Genomic DNA, 14835 nt, shown 5'->3' on the forward strand with positions numbered 1-14835 from the left:
ATCTGATCTGACGGACCTCAGTCGATGATCGGGACAAGTCGATCCACCATGATCATCTGTGGGGTCAGATGGCAGGTGACGGCATAGGCCTCGACACCGCGCTGCAGGGCACGGTCGAAGGCGGCCGCGTAGGTCGGGTCAATGTCGCGCGCGAGCGTGAAGCGCTCGGCCTGCATCTGGATGAGGAACAGCATGACGGCGCGGTAACCGTCTTCTGCCATGTCGCCGAGTTCGTGGAGATGCTTTGTCCCGCGCGCGGTGACACAATCGGGGAATTCGGCGAGGGGAGGCTGGCGCATCATATGGACGTTCTTGACCTCCACATAGCAGGGAGGGCGGTCGTCATCGTCCAGGAGGATGTCAATGCGGCTGGCGCGGCCATATTTGACCTCCCGGCGCAGGCGGGCATAGCCTGCGAGCGTTGGGATGAGGCCGGCGATGATGGCTTCGGCGGCGAGACTGTTCGGCAGGGATGTATTGATCCCGACCAATTGCGCGCCCGCACCGAAATTTGCTTCAACCATCTCCCATGAATAGGGAAGCTTGCGGGCCGGATTGGCCGAAAGCGACAGCCAGACGCGGTTGCCCGGCGTCACGAGACCGAGCATCGCGCCCGGATTGGCGCAATGCGCCGTGACAGTGCTGCCGTCGGCCAGCTGGATGTCGGACAGAAAGCGCTTGTACCGCGTGATCAGGCGACCTTCGACCAAAGGGGATGAAAATTGCATCGGAGGCCTTCCGAAGACACCATAATGATAGGGGTTCGACTCCGACATTTGATCTGGAGCTTGATGTCGGGCGGGACTCACATGTCAAATTCGCTCCACGAGCAGATGTGGGTTATCAGCCCGCGTTTCCGTTCTCAAGCACGGGGCAGGCCCGCTTTCCCGGCTGCGCTCTTGAGAGAGGCCGAGGCAGAGAGTAGATCAACGGGGCGTCGAGCGACCGGATAGTCCCGGCTCGCAAGGAGATTGAGCATGGGCGAGGCGACTGCGGTTGAGACGGGCGTGGTGACGGCAGCTCTCCTCGTCATCGGAGACGAGATCCTTTCAGGCCGCACCAAGGATAAAAACATCGGCTATATCGCCGAATATCTCACGGCGATCGGCGTCGATCTCACGGAGGTCCGCGTTGTCTCCGACGACGAGGCGGCGATCATCGACGCGCTGAACGCGCTCAGGCAGCGCTACACCTATGTGTTCACCACCGGCGGCATCGGCCCCACCCATGACGACATCACCGCCGACTGCGTCGCCAAGGCGTTCGGCGTCCCCATTCATGAGGATCCGCGCGCCATCGCCCGCCTCCTGGAGCGGATCAAACCTGAGGACCTCAACGAGGCACGCCGCCGCATGGCGCGTATCCCGGAAGGGGCGGACCTCGTCGACAATCCCGTATCGAAGGCGCCGGGCTTCTGGATCGGCAATGTTATCGTGATGGCAGGCGTGCCGACGATCATGCAGGCCATGCTGGATAGTGTGGCGCCGAAACTCGCCACCGGTCGCGTGATGCTGTCGGAGACCATCCGCGCAGAATGCAAGGAGGGGGATGTTGCCGGGCCTCTGCGCGCGATCGCGGAACGCTACCCGGACGTGATGATCGGCAGTTATCCCTTCAACGACGAGACGGGTTTCAAGACCAATCTCGTGCTGCGCTCACGCGAGGCATCGCGGCTTGCCGTTGCGACGGCCGCCGTGCGCGACATGCTGACATCCCTCAATGCGGCGCGCTCATGATGATTGAGACCGTGGGCCTTGCCCCCTTCCGCCGGAGCGGCAAGGTCAAGGCCCGCTCGTCAAGACCGACAGTGAACGGAAAGACAGTGTAATGGCAGGATCTCCAGACAAAGCGTTCCCCGTCTCGTGGGACCAGTTCCACCGGGATGCGCGTGCGCTGGCGTGGCGCCTGCACGCCTTCGGGCCGTTCGAGGCGATGGTGTGCATCACGCGAGGCGGTCTTGTCCCGGCGGCGATCGTCGCCCGTGAATTGGAAGTCCGCCTGATCGAGACGATCTGCGCGGCAAGCTATCATGACTACAAGAACCAGGGTGAGCTGCAGATCCTCAAGGACGTTGCGCCGGACATCAAGGCGCTCGGGGGCGGCACCGGCAAGGGCGTTCTCGTCATCGACGATCTGGTGGACACCGGCAAGACCGCGCGCATGGTCCGGGAGCTCTTGCCGAAAGCCCATTTCGCCGCGGTCTATGCGAAGCCGCAGGGGCGTCCCGCCGTCGATACCTTCATCACGGAGGTGTCGCAGGACACCTGGATCTATCTGCCGTGGGACATGGGGCTCACCTTCCAGCCGCCGATCCGGCATGGCGCGGCGGGCTGAGCCCGTCAGAGAAACAGGGCAAACAGCGCCACGACCAAGAGCCATTGCAGGATGCAAGCGTTGCGATAGAGCGTGAGGGCGCGGCGGATGTCCTTTGGGCCGGCATCCGCACGGCCATCGCCCATCCAGTGATCATGGACGACGTGGCCGTGATAGCTGCGCGGGCCGGCGAGTTTCAGGCCGAGCGCCGCCGCCATGGCGGCCTCCGGCCAGCCGGCATTCGGCGAGCGGTGACGCGGCGCATCGCGCTTCATGGCCTGGAAGATGCCCTGGCGCGCCACATGGGGCGTCACCCAGGTCGCGGCGATGAGAAGGCAGCCGGCGAGCCGCGATGCGGGAAGGTTGACCAGATCGTCGAGACGCGCGGACGCCCATCCGAAGGCATCATGGCGGGGCGTGCGATGGCCGATCATGCTGTCGGCGGTATTGATCGCCTTGTAGATCGCCATGCCCGGCAGGCCGGCGACGACAAGCCACATGCCGGGGGCGACGACCCCGTCGGCATAATTTTCCGCGAGGCTCTCGATGGCGGCGCGCGCCACAGCCTGTTCGTCGAGGCTCTCGGGATCGCGGCCGACAATCTTTGAGACGGCCTCGCGGCCACCCGCGAGACCGCCTTTTTCGAGCCCCTCCGCAACGGCGCGGACATGCGTGTAGAGGCTGTGCTGGGCGAGCCCCGTCGAGGCGATGACGGCGAGAATGGCGAGCCCCGGCAGAACGAGCACGAGCGGCAGATGATAGACGATACTCTCGATGAACCAGGCGATGCCGCCGACCAGGACGATGAGCACCGTGAGGGCGACGATACCCAGGCGCCGGCGTGTGGCGGGCGCGTGGTTTTCTCTGTTGAGATGCCTGTCGAGCCATGCGATCAGCCGCCCCATCCATGTCACGGGGTGGCCGATGGCATGGTACAGGCGTTGCGGATAGCCGATGAGCGCCTCGAGGGCGAGGGCTGCGGCGGTCACGAGGAGGGTCGTCTGAAGATCCATGGTGAAAGGCGATAACATGAGTGGAGACGCAGGAATATCGCCGGTGTTCCATGGCGGCGATCTTGGCGCGGCAAGCCGGACTTTTCCCCAGGCGCGCCGCCCGTGGGTCGATCTTTCGACGGGTATCAATCCGCGCGCCTATCCCGTACCCGTGCTCGCCCCGGCCGTCTGGACCCGTCTGCCTGAACCCGACGCACTGACGGATCTGGAACAGGTGGCGGCAACGGCCTATGGCGCGGCCGCCGGCACCCATGTCGTCGCCGCGCCGGGAAGCCAGGCGCTGATTCAGCGGGTGCCATGGCTCTTGTCTCCGCGGCGCGTGGCTGTGCTGGGGCCGACCTACGGCGGGCATGCGCCGGCCTGGACAGCGGCCGGCCACAGCGTCGAGACAGTCGCGTCGCTTGCGGACTGCGCCGGGGCTGGTGTTGTCGTCGTGACGAACCCGAATAATCCCGACGGGCGCTGCCTGTCGGCGGAGGCGCTCATCGCGGCAGGCGCCGGCCTCGGTCCCGACGGGCTGCTCGTGATCGATGAAGCCTTTGCCGACGTGATGCCAGAGATCAGCTTTGCCGAAAGGCTCGCTGATCATCCGCGGATCCTGGTGTTGCGCTCCTTTGGAAAGTTCTTCGGTCTCGCAGGGGTTCGGCTCGGCTTTGCACTGACGGCCGATGGCGACCTCGCCGGGCGGCTGCGCGATCACCTCGGGGCCTGGCCCGTTTCCGGCGCCGCCATCGCGATCGGCCAGACGGCGCTCGCGGACCAGGCCTGGCAGGCGGCCACGCGAGCCGAACTTGCCGCATCGGCGCGACGCCTGGACGCCCTGCTCGGCGGGGCGGGGCTCACGGTGATCGGCGGCACCTCGTTGTTCCGGTTCGTCGCCACCCATGCGGCCGAGCCTTGGCACCAGAGGCTCGGGGCCTGCGGCATTCTCGTGCGACGCTTTGCCGAACAGCCCCAGTATCTCCGCTTCGGGCTTCCCGGCCTGGAAGCCGAATGGGCGCGCGTTGCGGCGGCCCTCGATACCTGTGCGTGAGGCTTGTCGGGCGCGGCCCCGTGCTTGCCCTGCGGCCCCGCGCCGGATAACCCTTCATCCGTGAGCAAAGCTCTGCGGACGTGGCGAAATCGGTAGACGCAGCAGACTTAAAATCTGCCTCCCGTATGGGAGTACGGGTTCGAGTCCCGTCGTCCGCACCATTCTGGCTTGAAAGCGCTATCTCCAGACTGTGCTGACGTCATGCGGAACGAGGTCGTTCCTGGGCGAGCCAACAGGGCGCCCCCACAATCCATGAACCGTGCTGGCAAAGTTCATGGATTCCCCAGTCCGGGGTCTGTTCAGGCCGGCGTTTCATCAAGCCGGGGGCTCGGCCCGCTTGCGGATGCCCCGGTGAATCGCAAGGTAGTCGCCGAGGGTGCCGGTGTATTCGTGATGGCCTAGATGCGACACCTTCGCGGTGAGATCGCACCAGATCTCGCCGCCGCATTCGTTGATCCAGCGATCACAGAAAGCGAAATCCTCGCCAATGAACAGCCCTGTCTCATCAATGCGCGTGGAGAACAGATCGTAGAACCGGTTCACGGCGTAGGGGAATTCATCGGCGTCGCCGGCGTGATACTCCGTGTGCCGGTACTTCCTGACCATGGTTTCAAGTACATCGCGCCGCAGCAGCATCAAGCCGGTGCCAATGCGTTTGACACGGACGAAGTTGTTCCGCACGTCCTTCGGCTGGATCTCGCCGCTCATGACGCGGGGATCCTCAAACACCACGTTCCAGTTCGTCGTGGCCTCATGAAAGGCGTCGAGGTCACGCGGCTGCACGGCGCGCGTAGGCATGTTGCGATAGCTCTTGGCGACATAGGGCGCGGCGACGAAGGGCACCTCGCAGCGCAGCATATTGAGGATGCTCTTCGCCTCGAACTTCATGTCCGAATCGACGAAGAGAAGATGCGTTGCGTCTTTATTGGCGAGGAATTCGCTGACGATCATGTTGCGGGCGTGATGAACGATCGCGCATCCACGCATGAAGAAGACACTTGCAGCTGCCTTTCGGGCGCGCAACTGCATGACAGTATCCATAATAGCGATGGAGGTATCCGTGTAGATACGTCTATCATACGCGGGTACGGCGATAAACAGGTTTGTTCGTTTCATGGGAGGCTGGCTCAACAGGTTCACCGGTGTCGCAGCCCCGAGTCCTGCGATGATTGCTATCTAACATTTGTGCCCCACGGCACTCAAATACTTCCCATGAATGGCTGGCCGGTCCGGTGGGGCGCTATTGGGCTGTTGTTATTGCGGCGCCTCAATTTTTCGGCCGATCACTGCGCGGGACGCATACGTGACCGCAGCCGTATGCGCTAATGAGACATATCCAGCGGGCGGGGAGAGGCAGGCTGATCACGTGCATCGCGGCAGAGATGTTGAGAGGGATTGGCCGCGTCGGGTTCGCGCCGGCCGGCCCTTTCCAGGCGGTGGTCACCAAGGCTCCCACGTTCTCATCCGAGCAAGGCGAGGATCCTACGGTTTCCATGGGACGGCGATGCACCTGGAACCGTCGTGGTCGGCTACAGTGCTCTCCTGATGAACGAGGGCGTGGTTGCAGGCGAAGGCGTCCTGGAGTGCTCAAACCGCACGCGAATATTGCCTGATGTGAATATTGCGTGGAGCCCGTCATCGCGCGGCCTGCGAACAATTGATGCCGCGCTAAGGCGTCGCCTTCCTCCCTCCACGGGCGCCCCGTCATCCTTCAGGCGCAACCGAGGGCGGCTTGATCGATCCAATATTTCCGCGCCCGCGCTGTTCCAGCAGAAAATCGAGTAGATGGTGTGTAAATACCTCCGGCTGCTCGACATTGGCGATATGCGCTGCATCCTCGATGATGACAAGGCGCGCATGTGAGATCGCCGCGGCGATCAATGCGGCGCCGGCAACCGGTGTCGTGGGGTCCTGCCGGCCGACCATCACAAGGGTCGGGGCCGTAATCGCAGGCAACTGATCCGTCAGGTTGAGCGCCATCAACGCGTGGCAGCAGCCGATGAAGCCTTGAGGAGGCGTCGCGCGAATCATGCTGCGGATCCAATCCATGGCGGCCGGGTTCGTGCGGCGAAAGGGCTCCGTGAACCACCGCTGGATGGTCGGCTCGACGAGGGGCTCCATGCCGGCCCCGGTCATGGCCGCATCGATCCGGGCCTGCCACATCGGGCGATGTTCTTCGCCATAGGCGCTGAGCGTGTCGGCGAGTACGAGACTTTCGATGTATTCGGGATGGGCAATAGCCAACTGCTGACCGATCATCCCACCCATCGACAAGCCGACGAAATGCGTGCGGCTGATGCCCAGATAATCCAACAGCCGACGTATATCATCCGCCAGGTCGGCAATATCGGGCATCCCTGCAGGCATCGACGAGCCGCCGTGACCGCGGACGTCATAGCGCAATACACGGAAATGCTGGACGAGCGCTGCCATCTGCGGCCGCCACATATCCAAATGCGCAGCCAGTGAATGGCTGAGCGTGACAACTGGCGCAGTCTCCGGTCCTTCGAGAAGCGCCTTGATACTCAGCCCGTCAACGTCAACTTGCATTGCGAATAGTCCGTCCCCTGCAGCTCCCGCGCGGGTGAGGAGAAAATGTACCGCCGGCAGGCCGCGGACGGAAGCCGCGTTTGCTCATGATCGCGGGAAATCTGTGAACCAGACGCCGTTATAAGGTATCGACCATGCCGTGGATGTTTGATTATTCATGCAACTCGCAGAATTCGTTGCGGTTGATGTTGGATCTTTTTGACATTCGCCGCAGATCAACGCGCGTTGATGAGATCATGAGTTTAACGTTGAATGAGTGCGATGCGGCCATGAATAGGGTCCCTTTTCAAAGGATCCGGGCGTTGCAACGTCGCTCGTGCTCATCGACATGGGCTTGTACGCGCATGAAAAAGCCTGCCCTGGCATGACCGGGACAGGCTTTTTGAAGAGGACGTAACCCACGTCCTTCAGATCAAGACACTGTAGGATGTGCCACAGGATCTTGCGAATTCCGATAAACGGAATGAATGAGGCACTCCTAGGCTTTTGCTGCGGCCTTCTTGCGCGGAGCTGCCTTACGCTTCGCAGGAGCCGGCGCCTTGACTTCGACAACCGGTTCCGCCGCGGCCTTGGCCTTGCGACCGGATGACTTGGCCACCGGGGCGGGCTCCGGGGTTTTACGGCGCTGCTGGCCGAGGCCCATGGTCTTGGCAAGTTCCGAACGCGCCGCAGCATAGTTCGGAGCAACCATCGGATAGTCCGCGGGCAGGCCCCACTTCTGGCGATAATCCTCAGGCGTCATGTCGTAACGCGTGCGCAGGTGGCGCTTGAGGGATTTAAACTTTTTGCCGTCCTCCAGGCACACGATGAAATCTGCCGTAACCGATTTCTTGATCGGAACGGCAGGTTGTGGCTTGGAAGCCGGCTCCTCGGCCGGAGCACCAAGGCGCTGCAGCGCCGTGTGAATATTGGCGATCAGGCCGGGCAATTCGCCAACGGCTACACTGTTATTGGCGACATAAGCGGCGACGATTTCAGCGGCGAGTTCGACGGATGCGACACGATCCGTAGTCTCAGAAGATGTTGTCATGGGAGCCTCTCAAGTACGAGTAATGACTTTCAATTTGGATCGCTTATTCGATTATTTCAATCTAATCAACTATGGATATGGCGAAAAGTGGTCGAAGGCATGATAAAAATATGCGATGAACCCGGCTGCAGGTGCTCATCATTTATCCGTCCTGTCTTTTGCTTCCCGTCTGTCCTGTCGTCGGAAGTTGCCCTTGACGCTCCGCCTGTAATCGCCTTCTGGACACGGTGCATGAGAAATGTCCCGACAGGGGGGGTAGAATTCGCCTCGCATCACTCACGTTGCGAGATATATTCGATCGTCATGATTTTGTATATTCTTGATACGCATGTATAGCCAATTTTGGCTGCGATTGGTGAATTTTTATTTGTCTGCTCCGGTTGTTCCGCCCGTGTCACGGTGGGGGATTGTGAGGCCTTCGGTGCCGGCAGGTGCTCCAAATACTTGGATGCGAAGGCGCGCATTGCAGCATTCCATATGTCCCCCGGCTGCTGCGGATTGTTGTTATCGTATTGATTTTAAATATGATTCGCAAGCAGCGCCGCCACGTGCGCCGCCGTTCAGCGCCTCCCGATCGAGGCGGGTGTCGGCATGGTTGAGACCGGGCGTCTCAGAAGTTCGTCATGCGCAGGTCGGCCGGCGCTTCACGCCATCGCCAACGGATGTGGGAGTGAATATGCGGGAATGATGCTGGGTTCATTGCCGGATACTAGGGGAGCGAATTTGACATTTGAGGCCCGCCTGACGTGCGATCCCAGATCCCCTGTCAAATTCAAAAGATCCACCAAAGCCAATAACTTGCTAGTGTTTCTCGTCAATCCGACATTTGCATCCTTAGTTACAAGTGCCGAGCAAATGTCGGAATTCGGATGAGCGCGAGCGACTTCATCCATCGGAAGGGCATCCGGATTTGATGTTTGCAACGACGTGGATGTCGGACGGAGTTCAAAGGCCTATGCAATCCTCATGCACGGCCTGGATAACCGGGAGCAGTGTCGCTCCTGACCCCCGATTACGTATCGATCGATGCGTAGATGTGCTTCCCCGCGTCCTCGGGGGCGTCTTTGGGGAGGTCTTCATCGAGATTTCCGCGCGAGTCGGCTCGCATTTCAGATATCCGATAAATCCTGTTTATCGTCGTTGCCCCGTTTTACCTGCTTCAACCACCCGGCGGTTTCGACGTTTCCTTGGACCTCGCTGCCGATGAGCACAAAGACGCCCGTCATCGCGGTCTTTCCAAGATAGCGGAGCGAATCAATGGCATGTCGGCAAGCGGGAGGAAGGTCGCCGGCGAGGCCGGGGAAAGCCATGATCGCGATGGCCGCACGAGGTGTTCAGTCACGGCACATCATGGCCTGGTTGGCGAACCGACGGTTCCTTTTTCTGCGGACTGGGGCCGATCGAGAAGCAAGACGAGACGTCAATGACTTGCATGGTATCGGACCACTCCATTCAAGTCGGATGTGCTTCACGTGCCTGCTGCGGTTCGGTCGGCCAACAGCCATGTCGTTTAAGAGCGCGGTCGGTACGGTGTCTTCGCGCGGGCGATCTCGCCGTTGGGTGATCTTGTCATCATCTCACGCCGCCATCCGGCCATCTTCGGTGGTCACTCGAAGTCTCCTGGTCCTATTGGGCCCTGGGTGATCGCGCATTCCCTGAACGGCCGGAGTTCCTGGGCGCCGGTGGCCGGCGGGGCATTCGTCCCACGCGCGCTCCGGCCTCTCCTTCTTTCTTGCCAATACCGGGGGTGAATTCTTTTGAATCTTGTCCTGTGCGATCGACCCGATCGCATAGGCGATAGCGGAACAGGCGTCTCGCGCTTGTGTTAATATCGAGCGCTTCGGTCCAGCCTGGGAAGGGCGAGAGCTATGCGTTGGGATGATTTTCGGCGATCCGACAATGTCGAGGATCGCCGTGGTGGCGGTGGTGGCGGATTCCGGGTTCCGACAGGGGGGCGGGGCGGCCGGTTGGGCATCGGAACTATCGTGGTGCTTGGTCTGCTGGGCTGGGCCTTGGGGATCGATCCGCGCCTTCTGATCACCGGGGCGGAGATGCTGTCCGGCGGGAGCGAGTATTCCGAGCCGGCGCCACAGCAGACCGGGCGTTTGGGCCAGCCGCAGGACCGGGACGGACAATTCGCCTCGGCTATTCTGGGCAATACCGAAGACGTCTGGAAGGTCGTGCTGCCGCAGCAGGTCGCCGTCAACTATCAGGTGCCGCGCATGGTATTGTTCTCAGGCGGGACGCGGTCGGGCTGCGGCATCGCCCAATCGGCGACAGGGCCGTTCTATTGCCCGCTTGATCGATCCGTTTATCTCGATCTCGATTTCTTCCGGGAGATGCGTTCGCGGTTCAATGTCAGCGGCGACTTTGCCTATGCTTATGTGATTGCGCATGAAGTCGGCCATCACGTGCAGAATCTCCTGGGCATCCTGCCGAGGGTGCAGGAGGCGCAGCGCCAGGCGTCCCAGGCGCAGGCCAACCAGCTGTCCGTGCGCGTCGAGCTTATGGCGGATTGCCTTGCCGGCGTCTGGGCGAGCCACAGCGATGCGAAATACCGGTCCCTCGAGCCGGGCGATGTCGAGGCGGCCATGAATGCCGCGAGCGCCATCGGCGACGACCGCCTGCAGAAAGCCTCCCAGGGCTATGCCGTGCCTGAAAGCTTCACGCATGGGTCGTCGGAGCAGCGGGTGCGCTGGTTCACGACGGGCTTGAAGTCCGGCAAGGTCGAGGCCTGCAATACGCTGAGCGGCGGGCGGCTCTGATCTGGCGCGACCCCGTCCGGCCCATCCCGCGGGCGGCGCCTTAGTCAGGGCTCCAGCCGTAGAGCCAGTCGTAGCGCGCGAGGAAGCCCTCCGAGCCCAGGCGTTTCATGGCCATGTTGCGTGCAAGCGCCAGCGGCCAGCGCATGTGATAGATGGCGCCGTTGCGGCGAGCCTCGGCCTGGACGCGTGCGGCGCGTGCCTTGCGCATCTCTTCGAAGGCGGCGAGGGCGCTCGCGGTCGCGGCCAATCGGCCCGGCTCCGGCACGATCAGCTGGGCAAGGATGGCAGCATCTTCAATGGCGAGCGCGCCGCCTTGCGCCAGGAAGGGCAGGACCGGATGGGCCGCATCGCCGATGAGGACAGCGCCGCCTTTGCTCCAGCGCGGCAGGGGCGGGAGGTCGTAGAGCGGCCACATCAGCCATTGCGGCACGGCGTCGATGAGCTGGCGGAGCGCCCTGTCGCCACCCCGCAGCCGCCGCTTGAGCGCAGCCGGATCGCCCGCGGCGGCATTGCCATCCGCGGGCGTCTTGCTGGCGACGATCGCCACGACATTGAGTTCGCGGCCGCCTGCGACCGGATAATGGACGACATGGGTATCGCGTCCCAGCCAGAGGCGGGATTGCTTGCCTCTGAATTCGCCGGGAACGTCGGCCATCGGCAAGGTCGCGCGCCATGCGATATAGCCGCGGAATTCGGGCGTCGCCGGCGCGATCGTCGATCGCACCTTGGACCAGAGCCCATCGGCGCCGATGACGAGCGGTGTGTTGACGGTCTCCTGTCCGCGATCGCCATTCACGCTGACCGTGGCACCCAGCGGTCCCTCCACCATAGCGACGACCTGCCGGCCGATGCGCAGGCGGATATTCGGTGTCGAGCGCGCGGCATCGAGCAGCACCGTATGCAGATCGCTGCGCAGGATGACCCAGTAGGGTGCGCCGTGGCGCCCGCGCATCGCGCGCCCGAGCGGCATTGCCGCCAATAGCCGAGCGCTGCCCATGGCGTGAACGGTGAGCTGTTCAGGTTCGACGGCCCGGCGGCCGACCGCCGAGGCGAGGCCGAGGTCAATAAGGATACGGCTTGCGTTGGGGGACAGCTGGATGCCGGCCCCGGGTTCCGTGAGAACGGTGCGCTGTTCCATCACGGTGACACCGATACCGCGGCGCGCGAGGGCCAGAGCAACGGTGAGACCGCCGATGCCGCCACCGACGACGATGGGATCGGCGTTCGTCATTGTTTGATGCGATCTCAGCCGGCTGCTGCGACGGTCGTATGATCGTCCCAGAGGCTGTCTTCGGGAATGCAGGCGGTGCCGGCGAGATCGCTGCGGTAGCGGTAGAGGGTCGAGCAGTAGCTGCAGACCGCTTCGTTGTCGTCACCCATGTCGATGTAGATATGCGGGTGGTCGAAAGGCGGCAGCGCGCCGATGCACATGAACTTCTTGGCCCCGACTTCGATCACACGGACGCCGCGCGTATTGTGGAAATGAGGGATGCTCTTGTCAGCCATCGTCGCTATCCAGACTGCGGCGGCGGTCGTCGCCATAATGAATCGGCCGGCACCATAGTCGCTATCGCGTGTGCCGCCAACCGTCTCCTTGGCCGCGCGGCAGCGTCGGATCGTCTCGGTCCCGCGAAGGCGCGCGGCGGCAGCCCTCTCATTGATCCCGGACCAGGGCCTGATCGTGACTTGGAAAGATGGGTGACGGGTTGGAAAAACGGGTGACGGCTTGGACTGAGGGGCAAAGGGCTTGGACTGAGGGTAGAGGCTTGGACTGGGGGTAAAGGCTTGGACCGAGGGTAAAGGCTTGGAATTTAGGCTTGGACGGGGCCGATGAATGGGCAATTGTGCGGGCCTGTCGACCTATCCAATCATGCGCATGGTTCCGTTCGATGCAAAGCTTTTCATCTGCTGGCGTCCGTATCGCCTTTGTTGATCTGCCGCCCGCCGAGGGGGAGGGTGATCCTGTCATTCTCGTGCATGGCTTTGCCTCGAACCACACGGTGAACTGGCTGAATACATCCTGGGCCACCACCTTGGGGCGTGCGGGCTACCGTGTCATCGCGCTCGACAACCGGGGGCACGGCGCGAGCGAGAAGCTCTACGATCCCGCCGCCTATGGTTCGCAGATCATGGCCGACGACGTCCGCCGCCTCATGGATCATCTGGCGATCGACCGGGCCGATGTGCTCGGCTATTCCATGGGGGCACGGATCACGGCCCATCTCGCCCTCGCCAATCCCGAGCGGGTGCGCTCGGCGGTTCTCGGCGGGCTCGGTATCCACCTCATCGAGGGGGTCGGGCTGCCGCTCGGCATCGCCGATGCCATGGAGGCAGCATCCCTCGATGATCTGACCGACCCGATGCAGCGCATGTTCCGCGCTTTCGCCGAGCAGACGAAGAGCGATCTCCGCGCGCTCGCGGCCTGTATTCGCGGCTCCCGCCAGACCTTGAGCCGCGAGGATGTGGCGCGCATCACCGTTCCGACGCTCGTCGCAGTCGGCACGAAGGATGACGTAGCCGGGTCCGGCCCGGCTCTCGCCGCGCTCCTGCCGCGCGGCCGCGCCCTCGATATTCCCGGCCGGGATCACAATCTTGCCGTGGGCGACAAGGTGCATAAGGCGGGGGTGATCGCCTTTCTGGCCGAGGGGCGCGGCTAGGGTCAGGACCCATTCATATGATGGAAATGGCGCCTGAAACGGCAATGAGATGCCGAAAAGAGATTCCTGGAGAGACGCGAAGGTCGATGGGGTTCCATCGGCCGAGCGGCTCGACGCCGCAGGTCGCAGCCGTTTCGGCGTCCTTCGGATGTGGTCCATTTGGCCGGCAACGGCGTCGCGCAGCGCTCGAAAGCCGAAAGGCTTCCTTCGCCTCCGCTTCTTCAATCCGGCCAAATGGCCTCACACCATTTCAACCAGATGAATGGGTCCTGACCCTAGCACTACTTTGGCAGAATTAGATTGGCGGTCTCCAGATGGCCCTTCGGCAGTGTGGGCATGTTGGCGATGTGGATGCCCTGGTGATGCTGCTGAGGACGGCTCTGCGGATCTGCGGCAGGGTCGGCCTCGGCGGTCCCTTCCGCAGGCTTTTTTTCTCCAGTGGGCTGTTCCAGGCGCCGGTGCTGGAGGAAGGCATAGGCGATCATGGTCATCAGGGCATGGCGGTGGAGGCCGCGCCAGGAGCGGCCCTCGAAGTGGTCGAGGCCCAGTTCCTCCTTCATCTGTTGGTGGCCCTGCTCGCACACCCAGCGCGCCTTGATGGCAGCGGCCAGCTTTCGCAGAGAAACCCCGGCCGGCAGGTTGGAGAGATAGTATTTGCGCTCGCCCGAAGACCGCCACTCGCCCACGAGCCAGGCTTCCTCCCCCGGCATGTGCTGCTGGCCCTTGTCATGGATGCGCTGGGGCGGCCCATCCGCGACGCGGATGCGACAGGCGGCGAAGCGGGCGCTCAACGGTCCCTTGGAGCCGCGCCGCCAGGAGACCTTGCGCCATCGGGCTGTAGCCAGCACGTCTCGGCGGACACGGACAACTGGTCGGGGATCTGGTTCTTCCGAGGCCGGCCGCGCCCGGCGACGGGGAAGACGAGCGCCACATCGGCCGGATAGACCTTCTGGTGCTTCGGGATGCCCACCGCCCAGGTGAGACCGCGCCCGCTCAGGCCTTGGCGGAAGGACGCGGACAGGCCATAGCCGGCGTCGGCCAGCACCAGGCCGAAGCGCACGCCCTGCGCCGTGACGCGATCGATCTCCTGAAGGGCGATCTCCAGCTTGGAGCGCGGCGCCTGGAACGGCTCCGGCACGCCGGCCGTGACCATGCGTTCGACATCGCTGGTCCAGCTCTCGGGCAGGAACAGGCGCAATCCCAGGGCGACGGGCACCTCGTCCCGCGCCAGGGTCACGGAGACCAAAGTCTGGCAGTTGGCGCGCTTACCGAGCATGGAGGCGTATTGCGGCGCCACGCCCACCGAGTGGCTGCCCTTCTTCGGGATGCCGGTGTCGTCGATGACGAGGACGGCATCGGAGCCGCCCACGAGGCGGTCGCTCCCAGCCGAGCCCTTCGCCACGCCCGCGCCGGTTGCTCTGGCGGGTGCGGTCGCCGGTGATGCGATGGCCGATGCCCTGGATGCGGCCGAGCT

General features: G+C 63.1%; 13 protein-coding genes, 1 tRNA gene and 1 pseudogene. 6 read left to right on the top strand and 9 right to left on the bottom strand.

Annotated elements, in window-relative coordinates; all coding sequences use genetic code 11:
- Positions 1-17 precede the first annotated feature (17 nt).
- Entirely contained in the window at positions 18-728 is a 711-nt protein-coding gene (gene sfsA / locus C7450_RS27925) for a DNA/RNA nuclease SfsA (RefSeq protein WP_110377791.1), read from the bottom strand.
- A 249-nt stretch (positions 729-977) separates the two neighbouring features.
- On the opposite strand from sfsA, the gene C7450_RS27930 reads away from it, so the two are divergent.
- Positions 978-1736 (top strand): competence/damage-inducible protein A, encoded by a 759-nt coding sequence (locus C7450_RS27930; RefSeq protein WP_110377769.1) that lies wholly within the window; start codon positions 978-980, stop codon positions 1734-1736.
- 91 nt (positions 1737-1827) lie between these two features.
- Positions 1828-2334 (top strand): xanthine phosphoribosyltransferase, encoded by a 507-nt coding sequence (gene gpt, locus C7450_RS27935; protein WP_110377770.1) that lies wholly within the window; start codon positions 1828-1830, stop codon positions 2332-2334.
- A 5-nt stretch (positions 2335-2339) separates the two neighbouring features.
- On the opposite strand, the gene cbiB is transcribed toward gpt, so the two are convergent.
- Complete coding sequence (gene cbiB, locus C7450_RS27940) at positions 2340-3326, bottom strand: adenosylcobinamide-phosphate synthase CbiB (RefSeq protein ID WP_110377771.1); 987 nt, start codon at positions 3324-3326, stop codon at positions 2340-2342.
- A gap of 16 nt (positions 3327-3342) precedes the next feature.
- Here cbiB and cobD point away from each other — a divergent pair, with 16 nt between their 5' ends.
- Both cobD and C7450_RS27950 read left to right on the top strand, forming a co-directional pair.
- On the top strand, positions 3343-4359 hold the full coding sequence (gene cobD, locus C7450_RS27945; protein WP_245450156.1) for a threonine-phosphate decarboxylase CobD: 1017 nt from the start codon (positions 3343-3345) through the stop codon (positions 4357-4359).
- A 74-nt stretch (positions 4360-4433) separates the two neighbouring features.
- A tRNA-Leu gene (locus tag C7450_RS27950) sits at positions 4434-4520 on the top strand.
- Between the two features lie 154 nt (positions 4521-4674).
- Here the strand turns inward: C7450_RS27950 and C7450_RS27955 are convergent.
- The 4 genes from C7450_RS27955 to C7450_RS27970 all read right to left on the bottom strand — a co-directional run bounded on the left by C7450_RS27955 (position 4675) and on the right by C7450_RS27970 (position 9249).
- On the bottom strand, positions 4675-5388 hold the full coding sequence (locus C7450_RS27955; RefSeq protein ID WP_110377773.1) for a hypothetical protein: 714 nt from the start codon (positions 5386-5388) through the stop codon (positions 4675-4677).
- A gap of 675 nt (positions 5389-6063) precedes the next feature.
- Positions 6064-6909, bottom strand: a complete 846-nt coding sequence (gene pcaD / locus C7450_RS27960; protein ID WP_110377774.1) for a 3-oxoadipate enol-lactonase — start codon at positions 6907-6909, stop codon at positions 6064-6066.
- Positions 6910-7387: 478 nt separating this feature from the next.
- Positions 7388-7939 carry a Ros/MucR family transcriptional regulator gene (locus C7450_RS27965; RefSeq protein ID WP_110377775.1) on the bottom strand — a complete coding sequence of 184 codons (552 nt, stop codon included), beginning with the start codon at positions 7937-7939 and terminating at the stop codon, positions 7388-7390.
- 1109 nt (positions 7940-9048) lie between these two features.
- On the bottom strand, positions 9049-9249 hold the full coding sequence (locus tag C7450_RS27970; protein WP_110377776.1) for a hypothetical protein: 201 nt from the start codon (positions 9247-9249) through the stop codon (positions 9049-9051).
- A 558-nt stretch (positions 9250-9807) separates the two neighbouring features.
- Between C7450_RS27970 and ypfJ the strand changes: the two genes are divergently transcribed.
- Positions 9808-10704, top strand: a complete 897-nt coding sequence (gene ypfJ, locus C7450_RS27975) for a KPN_02809 family neutral zinc metallopeptidase (RefSeq protein ID WP_110377777.1) — start codon at positions 9808-9810, stop codon at positions 10702-10704.
- A 40-nt stretch (positions 10705-10744) separates the two neighbouring features.
- Here ypfJ and C7450_RS27980 read toward each other — a convergent pair whose 3' ends face one another.
- Together C7450_RS27980 and C7450_RS27985 are read right to left on the bottom strand one after the other, a co-directional pair.
- Complete coding sequence (locus C7450_RS27980; protein ID WP_110377778.1) at positions 10745-11935, bottom strand: FAD-dependent monooxygenase; 1191 nt, start codon at positions 11933-11935, stop codon at positions 10745-10747.
- Between the two features lie 14 nt (positions 11936-11949).
- Positions 11950-12210 carry a zinc-finger domain-containing protein gene (locus C7450_RS27985; RefSeq protein ID WP_110377779.1) on the bottom strand — a complete coding sequence of 87 codons (261 nt, stop codon included), beginning with the start codon at positions 12208-12210 and terminating at the stop codon, positions 11950-11952.
- A 383-nt stretch (positions 12211-12593) separates the two neighbouring features.
- Here C7450_RS27985 and C7450_RS27990 point away from each other — a divergent pair, with 383 nt between their 5' ends.
- Positions 12594-13361 carry an alpha/beta fold hydrolase gene (locus C7450_RS27990; RefSeq protein WP_110377780.1) on the top strand — a complete coding sequence of 256 codons (768 nt, stop codon included), beginning with the start codon at positions 12594-12596 and terminating at the stop codon, positions 13359-13361.
- Between the two features lie 281 nt (positions 13362-13642).
- Here the strand turns inward: C7450_RS27990 and C7450_RS27995 are convergent.
- Positions 13643-14742: pseudogene (locus tag C7450_RS27995) on the bottom strand (IS701 family transposase); the annotation flags it as partial.
- Positions 14743-14835: the final 93 nt, after the last annotated feature.

It is taken from the genome of Chelatococcus asaccharovorans, from assembly GCF_003201475.1.
GTDB lineage: Bacteria > Pseudomonadota > Alphaproteobacteria > Rhizobiales > Beijerinckiaceae > Chelatococcus > Chelatococcus asaccharovorans.

What these genes read in the sequence shown, in the direction of transcription:
- sfsA (WP_110377791.1), bottom strand. Translation starts at nt 728, where the DNA reads ATGCAATTTTCATCCCCTTTGGTCGAAGGTCGCCTGATCACGCGGTAC.
- C7450_RS27930 (WP_110377769.1), top strand. Translation starts at nt 978, where the DNA reads ATGGGCGAGGCGACTGCGGTTGAGACGGGCGTGGTGACGGCAGCTCTC.
- gpt (WP_110377770.1), top strand. Translation starts at nt 1,828, where the DNA reads ATGGCAGGATCTCCAGACAAAGCGTTCCCCGTCTCGTGGGACCAGTTC.
- cbiB (WP_110377771.1), bottom strand. Translation starts at nt 3,326, where the DNA reads ATGGATCTTCAGACGACCCTCCTCGTGACCGCCGCAGCCCTCGCCCTC.
- cobD (WP_245450156.1), top strand. Translation starts at nt 3,343, where the DNA reads ATGAGTGGAGACGCAGGAATATCGCCGGTGTTCCATGGCGGCGATCTT.
- C7450_RS27955 (WP_110377773.1), bottom strand. Translation starts at nt 5,388, where the DNA reads ATGCAGTTGCGCGCCCGAAAGGCAGCTGCAAGTGTCTTCTTCATGCGT.
- pcaD (WP_110377774.1), bottom strand. Translation starts at nt 6,909, where the DNA reads ATGCAAGTTGACGTTGACGGGCTGAGTATCAAGGCGCTTCTCGAAGGA.
- C7450_RS27965 (WP_110377775.1), bottom strand. Translation starts at nt 7,939, where the DNA reads ATGACAACATCTTCTGAGACTACGGATCGTGTCGCATCCGTCGAACTC.
- C7450_RS27970 (WP_110377776.1), bottom strand. Translation starts at nt 9,249, where the DNA reads ATGGCTTTCCCCGGCCTCGCCGGCGACCTTCCTCCCGCTTGCCGACAT.
- ypfJ (WP_110377777.1), top strand. Translation starts at nt 9,808, where the DNA reads ATGCGTTGGGATGATTTTCGGCGATCCGACAATGTCGAGGATCGCCGT.
- C7450_RS27980 (WP_110377778.1), bottom strand. Translation starts at nt 11,935, where the DNA reads ATGACGAACGCCGATCCCATCGTCGTCGGTGGCGGCATCGGCGGTCTC.
- C7450_RS27985 (WP_110377779.1), bottom strand. Translation starts at nt 12,210, where the DNA reads ATGGCTGACAAGAGCATCCCTCATTTCCACAATACGCGCGGCGTCCGT.
- C7450_RS27990 (WP_110377780.1), top strand. Translation starts at nt 12,594, where the DNA reads ATGCAAAGCTTTTCATCTGCTGGCGTCCGTATCGCCTTTGTTGATCTG.